A 7,547-nucleotide genomic window follows, 5' to 3' on the forward strand; every position below is an offset into this window, starting at 1 on the left:
AAGGACACCGCGAGACAGACGACGAGTCCAAACGCTCCAAGGAAGCGCTTCACGAAAAACACGCTACCACCGGATCGCCCGCCAAACGCGTGGGGTTCGAAGATCTTCGCTGCCAATCGCCTCGTTGCCATCGATCAGTCCCCTCGCCCCTGTCGTCCAGTCGCCTCGAAAAAGTCGGCTCATCTTGAAACAGTCGCCCGCCAAAGCTTGGCCGGACAAGGCACGGCCCCTCCCCCATCCTCGTGCAGGGCATCGAAGAGACCAAGTTGCCTGCCCGCCGTCTCTGTCGCCTCCGCCCTTCCTCGTGGAGGGCATGGAGGCGCCGCTGGCTGCACACGGAACTGTCGCACCCGTTACCGCATCAAGCTGCGGCCTGGTCTTAGCAAACCGCAGTCCGGCCTTCTTCGACACGCGCCTTTCCTTAGTATTGTCCGATTTGGGTGGTGCGTCCGCGCTCGTCGCGGCAGTAGGCCGCCCCAGAGACAAGGACCCAACACTGGAGGCTTCTGTAGGAGCCCGAGTAGCTTTTGACTTTCCCGAAAGTGTCGATGGGCGTGAGCCTGGTTTTGATGAAACCGTCGCGAGGATCAAAGGGCCGAAAGTCAATGAAGACGAGTTTTCCGTCGGAGGCCATCCCCATCTGCCCTGAGATTTCTTGTAGTCTGGTCGAGACTTTCAAGGCAACGGGCCCGGTCGGGATCGGCTTCCTGGAACCTTGGAAACTGCCCCAACAGTGGATTGAGGCGTCTGCCAAAAGCGCGCACGTCTTTCCGCCTCGCTCATCAAATAACTTTCTGGCGGGTTGGGGCAAGGGAACCTTTGTCACGCTCTGTCCCGATTCGACATCGATCCCGTTGGCGACGCCGACCTCGCCGAACCGGTTCTTTCCCCAACAGTAGACCGACCCGCTGTCTCCGCGTGCACATGTAGTCTCATTGTAGGCGTAGACCTGCTTGATGCCCTCGGGCAGATTGACCCGCACAGTAGCCTTCAGCCCATACCGATAGTGCACATGCAGCTCAGGCTCACGCCCGACGCCGCTTGCCTGCCCATAGGCGTCGTTTCCCCAACAATGGACCGATCCGTCCACGACCGCGCAGCCATGGCGACGCCCGACGGCGATCGAGGACGCCGGGCCGGGCAAAGCAATCGTCGTCGGCTGGTGGAAGTACCTGATGTCAAAATCAGGGGAAATTTGCCCCATATCGTTGGGGCCGAGGCAACGAACATCGCCCTTCCTGCCCAGAAAACACAGATTGTCCGTATCTCGTTTGAGCGACGTGACGTCGCCGACGTGATCGACGCTCAAAAGAACAGGATCTTCATCTCGTTCGTCCGGAGGCGTCGACGCATAGTCAAGCTGAAAACAGCGAAGAGCCCCACCCGAAGTCACAGTGCAAGCAGACTGATCGTCCGACACTATCTGATCAAAGTCGGTCCGATAGTTTCTAGGAGACGAACACCCCCAGACCACAACAAGCAACGACACCAAAAAAGCCTGCAGTGACTTGTAATGAATAGACAACGGTTTCGGAGACACTTCACGGCTTCCAGCTTAGAAGGAACAGGTTGTATTGTTGAACTCTTAGACGATCTCCCTCAACTCTTCCAGTGTTTGGGTCGATTTTTATCAGCCAATTCCCGTTTCGGTCCATAAAGCGTGAGTCTTCATCATCTATCCTGTTATTAAACGCATTTAAGCTATTTTGCCACTCAGAAACATTATTAACTATCACATGACTGAGTGCGCGTCTACTGATTGTCGAAACATCAGCTGAAGTGTTAGCGTTGTCTGCGTTATGTTCTTGATACACGCCTTTTACGTGATCGTTGAATTCAACGGAAGGTCGCAAGGCGTAGCCGGTGCTAATAACCTCGCCGATAACGGGAATGTGGCCTACTTTTTGGACCAACACAGACATTGCATTCGCCGTGGTCGCCTCCTTGCGGTCTAGCTCCCCCGCTTGTGCCGCGTCGGAGGCGAGACTTCCACCTTTGATAGCCGAGAACATACTTTGATATTTATCACACGTCTCTTTTATGTCCTGACGAATATTAGCCGAATCTGCGTGCGATACCGTTGCCGCTCTACCGTATGTATTTTTTAAATCCGCTTCGAGATTCGCCTCCAGAGACTCGGTTAGCGTCTTCATTGCGGACTTACTAGCTCCGATGTCCTTGAAGAAATCGGATTTTCCCTCGAATAGCGCTGTCGCTCCCGCTTTGGTCAAAGACAGGCTGTATTCTCCGTTTTGTTGGTTTCCATGGGGCGCACCCGGAACGCCGGTGTAGCCTTTCAGCTCGCCAGCAAGATCTTTAGAATACTCCTTCAGGATATCGCCCGCTTTCTCTCTCAGTTCAACGTTGCCGTACCCAAAAGCGTCTTGTCCCTTGAAAGTCGCATCTGAGCGTTTTAAACCATCCGTATATCCTTGCAAGTAATCCCGGGCAACGAGGGAGGACTCTTTATGGGTCTTATCGGAGCTCACTTCATCTAATAGATTTGCAAGCGTTTTGCCGCGATCCACATAGAGGGCCTCAGTGGTTCCTGACAGGGGAACGAAGTGACGATTTCCAACAAGGTAACGCGTCATGCTTATAGGGTGCTTAACTTGATCGTCATTATCGCCAGATTCAGCTATTTCGTAAGGGCCATCGCTGGCAAGAAAGGCCCTGGCCGCATTTGGATTGCCGTCCATCGCAACAAGCATATTATGCACGGGATCCCAGGTTGTTGTTTTAGGCGTATAGATGTCTGAATGATAGTTATTTGCCTCTTGCGGATTCTCATAATCCCATTTGACGATATCGCGGCCTATTGCGTGGGGACCATTTAGGAAAGGATCGCCTAAGGCTAGTTCACTGTGAGTCTGCGCAGAATTCGCTATCGCCCCAGAGATGAGCATGTATCCCGATGCACCCGCGTTATCTAGATTCGCGCCGCCAATCCAACGCTTGTTTCCTGCCTTCTTGAGGTCATCAAGGTATTTATCCCGACTTTCATCGATCAATGTTCCGTCGGAACTCGTTAAATACTTAGCTCCCGAATTCCAGGTGTTCCATACGCTGCTTTCCTCTTCACTCAAGCCCTTGCGGATGCCGCCTGTGCCAAGGATGATTGCGGAACCGATGCTTGTTCGCGTAGCCTGAACCGTCTCCTGCGGGAAGGCTCCGTGGCTTCCATCTAGCTGGGAGACAAGTTTGATTGCGTTGTTGGCGCCGAACCTCCAAGCGAAGGCATTCGCGAAAAATGGGTCCTTTGCCATTCGTTCGCCGTATGCGGCATTGAAAGAGTCGAGATCCTTTTGGCTGATGTTGCCTTTCAACTTGCCGTCTTTCGTCAAGAAAACTTTGGCTGCCTTGTCGGCGTCCGCTCTGGCGTCCTCCCAGCGCGCTTGAGCCGCCAAAACGCCTCCGCTTCCGCCAAAAAGCTCGACGCCCAGGTTGTTGCGGTCAATCGACCCGTTGCCCTCGCCGGCAACCCGCGACTTGGGCGCGAAAGACTCAGCAAGGCCGAAGATCGAATCACCTGTGCTCTTGGCAAGCTCATTGAGGGAACGGACGGCGGCCTCGTACTTGGCTTTCACCTCTTTCTGCGTCTTTTCACAAGCCTCGTCCGCCTTGGCTCTGTCTTTTTCGTATTCGTCGTCGTCCCCCGGATACAATCCCGCCTTCAATTGAACCGCCAATTCGGCGATCCTGCGAAAATGAACCGTTCTGGCCTCGTCCCAGTCGTGCTGGAGTCCGGTGATGGCGCTGCGGGTTTTGGCATGTTCTTGCACATACTTGTCCAGAAGAGCAGGAATCTTCGGATGCAGATCAATGGCCTTCTGGATCGTCTTTTGCAAGAAGGCAGCCTGACCTTGATGAGCGGTAGCCGCAAGCCCCGTCCATCCTTCGACCTCGCCGCCGACGGCGATGACCTGGGTGTCTTGCATCGCTGCGCCGGCATTGGCGATGCCTTTGCCCAGCTGCAGAATGCCTTCGCCGGAGTCCTTCAGGTTGGGCAATGCTTTCTCGCCGGGAACGTCGCTCCACGTCATTTGCCCGTATCCTTCCCGATTGAGCCGCGCATGAAATCGAAGTCTCGAACGGCCTTGTGCTCAGCCTGATCATAGTTTGCCGTCGATTCCTTCACTCCTGATCCGAGCACCGCACACGCGTCGGAAAACTCGAGGCAGCTCGTCCTCATCAACTTGACGAAATGCAGACATGCCTTGAACAGATGCTCCGCATCCTCAAGGACGGGGTCTTTGACGACGTCGCACTCGCCCTCCAATTCGGCGTAGCCAAAGCCGATGCTGATGAACGTCTCAGAATCCGTCCAATGCCCCTTTGCCGTGATTCCCGCCCTGTCGCGGTCAAAACTGAGGTCGCTCATGCGCGCGCCTTCCTTTCAGGAGTTTAACGTGATGCTCAAACCCTAGCACGTCGGTAACGCTTCCGCAGGCTGTTTCAGTATACGGGCTGCAATATGGCTCACTGACCGGCTTCGACGCCGATGCCCCGCGGCTGTTCGTTGCATGATTCCTCCAGCTTCATCAAGCACTCTCATCCGGCAAGTCAGATACATCGCCCAATCTATGGCGCTGAAGTTCCGGAAGAAGCGGAAGTCAATGTATAAGGGATTCCGGAAGTTACGAACTTGGCGACGCCGCACTCGGCGACGGCGTTTCCTGTGCAGGCGTAAAAGGCACCGTCGGCACGCCCTTCAGAGGCGGCGGGTACGCATTTTTGCTCGTAGACGGGCGGCACCCCGAGACGAAGTGGAAAGAGATGCCTTTCGTCGGATGCGCGCTCAGCATCAAGAATCCGCCGTTCTCCGAATCTGACCAGCCGAAACCGGTGACGTTGTCCCTTTCGTCGTCCTGCCGTTCTATCTTCAGCCCGGCCTTTTCGATTGTCTCTTTGGCGATGGCCCTGATCTTCGCGGGAGGAACCGAGGTTTGAGTTTCGTAGACTGCACTCATGTACTCGCGCCCATCGGTTTTCGTTTCGCATAGATAGAGATCGTTCACGCCTTCAGCCGCATAGTGCTGCCCACCGCCGTCGGCGAGGAGCCGACGCATGAACTCTTCGATTGCCGGAATGGTCTTTCGCTGGTAGTCCTCAATCGTCTGCCGGTCCCAATAGTCCTTCGAACCTTGACCAAACAATTCGCCTGCGCCCGGCTTGGACATGTCTTCCGTGCATCCAGCCGCCAGCCCCAGGCACAGCGCAAGAACGAGCCACCGCTGGGCGCAAGCCGCTCTCATTTCTCCCCCTCGGGTTCCATGCCGCCCATGACTCGGGAAATGTCCTTCAGGCTTCCCGTCCCCTTTTTGAGGTACTCGGAGTGGCGACCAAAGGGATTGTCGTCCCCTTTGCTGCAGAACTTCGTCACGCCGCTTCCAGCCCCCGTTGGAATGTACTTGCATTGGGAGTCGTTTTCGGGATTATTGGCCAGGTGCTTGAATCCTCGCATTTCCATCGGGTCCTTGCCGAAGGGACCGTCCGGCCCAATGCCCTGAACGTAGTCATTTGTGTTCACGCCGGAAACGTAGGCTTGGCCGTCGATGTTGTATTCGCGAACGTCTTGGACGCCGGATCCCGGCGATCCATACAGGGCGATGTTGTGGACCGTGCCCTCACGCACCTTGCCGACGGCGATCCCGGCCATAGTCGATCCGTAGGAGTGCGCCCCAACGTCTATCTCCGCTTTGGGCACTCCCATCGCCTGCCGAGAGGTCTGCACCCCTTCCATGAATCCGTCCATCTTCGGCGCGGCCTTTTCGGCCAGATCCGTGGTGGCAACTTCCGCATTCTGCGGCGTCCGGTACATCCAGGCGACGGTCGCTATATCCCCTTTGTCATGGATCCCCGCACTGCTTGGATGCTTCCTCGACTCTTCAAAAGTTGTATTTCGGACCTTTTGCGCATCGCCGATCAGACCGTCCATATTGTCGCCCACGGTGTTGTTCATCCCGGGCACCACCATCTGAACGGCCTTTGCACGGTCGACGTCGCCCAAAGCGACGCCCGCCTGAACTCGAGAACTCGACTTCGAATCAAGGTAGATGAGCCTTTGACGATCCGGAGACGAACTCAAGGGGACCTTCGACTCATTCTCCTTCAAAACACTCTGGAGCCCCTCGAGGTCGCCAAGTTTCTTTTTGTAGCGATTGTAGTCATTGACCGCATTCAGGTACCCTAGGTCGTTCTTGCTGCCGGTCGATTCCGCTTCATCCATCCTGGACTTCGCTTTGGCAACATTGCTTTTCATCTCCGCGATCTCCTGAGGCAGACGAGCGCGGTTGGCTTTGTCTCGCCATTCCATGGGGACGCCGTCGCGGTTGCCTATCAGCTCCGGATGCTCGCGAACCATGTTTTCCTTTTCGCTGTCCGTAAGGCCGGACCACCAGGCTGCGCTCTCCCCCATCGTCCATCCTTTCTGCGGCAAGTCCGGCAGACCGGGGCTTGTCGAGAACCCTCCCTCCGAGGACTTGTAAGAGCCGTCGGCCACGGCGGTCAGCCTCGTGTAATAAGCCTCGTCTATCGCGTCGGCCTTATCCAAAGCGCCCTTGATCATCGGCTTCAGCTCCGCCGCCGCGGATGCGAATTCATCCTCGCGCTGACCGGAATTCGATATGAGCCTACCGTCCCTGATTTCCAGCCCATGGGTCTTCGCTTTCTGCTTGCATTCGAGGATCAACGTCTGAACCGTCCACACGCCGTCGGCCATTTGAGCCATTGCCATCATTGTCTCCGAAACATCGTTGATCAAATAGCTGATTCGAGCCTCGAACTGATGCAGCGCGTACAAGATCGCGTCAGCCGTCAGGCCTCTGGAGGTCACCGTCATTTCCATGGACTGCAGCTTCTCGTAGGCCTCAATGAGCTGCTTGCGCCGGGCGCGCAGTGGCTCAAGCTGAACCTTCAATCGATCCTGGCGCCATTCTATGACGTCTCTCCAGCTTGTCAGCAGACGATCCTTGCTTTTCCCTTGGATCCAGGCTTGGCCTTCGGATGCCCCTTGACATGCTCTAGAATCCGGTCCATCGCCGCGGCTGAATCTTGGTCAGTGCCCGCCATGGACTTGATCGCCTCCTCGACGTCGCTTTTAAACTGGCCGATATCGTCCATTAGCGACCTGCATCGAGAGTCTATCGCTTCGCCGGCGCGCTCCGAGGCAGAAACGCTCGATGCGCCGGGAATGCCCCGAGCCGCCTCTCGAACCGGGGTTTCGACGTCGCCCGCCCCAGGATTTTGAACAAGCTCGCCAGCGCCGGACACCAGCATATAGTACTCGGCGTCGACAATATAGATGTCGCTCACAATAACTCCTTGCGTGATTGGCTTGTAAAACACAAGCTATACCTGACACAAACGGTTGTCAAGAGCGTCACCTCGCCGATTTCGGCTAACCAGTCGACATTTCTAGAAAACGCTGATTTCACAAGGTTTAATCACCACTCCCACTCGAGTGCGCTCCAACCGATAAAGTGCCCCGTGGATCGTTTTACTCATCCACATAACTATAACAATCAGAATGGGCATACGCCGAGCTT

At 55.8% G+C, this 7,547-nt stretch carries 6 protein-coding genes; all 6 read right to left on the minus strand.

Features of this window, described 5'->3' with window-relative positions:
* Positions 1-421: 421 nt before the first annotated feature.
* The 6 genes from ACO48X_RS04120 to ACO48X_RS04145 all read right to left on the minus strand — a co-directional run bounded on the left by ACO48X_RS04120 (position 422) and on the right by ACO48X_RS04145 (position 7,314).
* Entirely contained in the window at positions 422-1,309 is an 888-nt protein-coding gene (locus ACO48X_RS04120) for an RCC1 domain-containing protein (protein WP_485000857.1), read from the minus strand.
* A 232-nt stretch (positions 1,310-1,541) separates the two neighbouring features.
* Positions 1,542-4,043: a hypothetical protein gene (locus tag ACO48X_RS04125; RefSeq protein ID WP_485000859.1), complete on the minus strand. Its 2,502-nt coding sequence runs from the start codon at positions 4,041-4,043 to the stop codon at positions 1,542-1,544.
* Positions 4,040-4,381 (minus strand): hypothetical protein, encoded by a 342-nt coding sequence (locus ACO48X_RS04130; RefSeq protein WP_485000861.1) that lies wholly within the window; start codon positions 4,379-4,381, stop codon positions 4,040-4,042. Before ACO48X_RS04130 ends, ACO48X_RS04125 begins: the two co-directional genes overlap by 4 nt.
* Before the next feature lie 256 nt (positions 4,382-4,637).
* Positions 4,638-5,255 carry a DUF4853 domain-containing protein gene (locus ACO48X_RS04135; RefSeq protein ID WP_485000863.1) on the minus strand — a complete coding sequence of 206 codons (618 nt, stop codon included), beginning with the start codon at positions 5,253-5,255 and terminating at the stop codon, positions 4,638-4,640.
* Positions 5,252-6,919 (minus strand): alpha/beta hydrolase, encoded by a 1,668-nt coding sequence (locus ACO48X_RS04140; protein WP_485000865.1) that lies wholly within the window; start codon positions 6,917-6,919, stop codon positions 5,252-5,254. The genes ACO48X_RS04135 and ACO48X_RS04140 overlap by 4 nt, the downstream gene beginning before the upstream one ends.
* 38 nt (positions 6,920-6,957) lie before the next feature.
* A complete protein-coding gene (locus ACO48X_RS04145; RefSeq protein WP_485000867.1) occupies positions 6,958-7,314 on the minus strand; it encodes a hypothetical protein in 357 nt (118 codons plus the stop codon).
* Positions 7,315-7,547 lie beyond the last annotated feature (233 nt).

This window comes from Peptidiphaga sp., from assembly GCF_057238965.1.

Coding starts and splice junctions, on each gene's coding strand:
- ACO48X_RS04135 (WP_485000863.1), bottom strand. CDS start 5,255: ATGAGAGCGGCTTGCGCCCAGCGGTGGCTCGTTCTTGCGCTGTGCCTG.
- ACO48X_RS04125 (WP_485000859.1), bottom strand. CDS start 4,043: ATGACGTGGAGCGACGTTCCCGGCGAGAAAGCATTGCCCAACCTGAAG.
- ACO48X_RS04130 (WP_485000861.1), bottom strand. CDS start 4,381: ATGAGCGACCTCAGTTTTGACCGCGACAGGGCGGGAATCACGGCAAAG.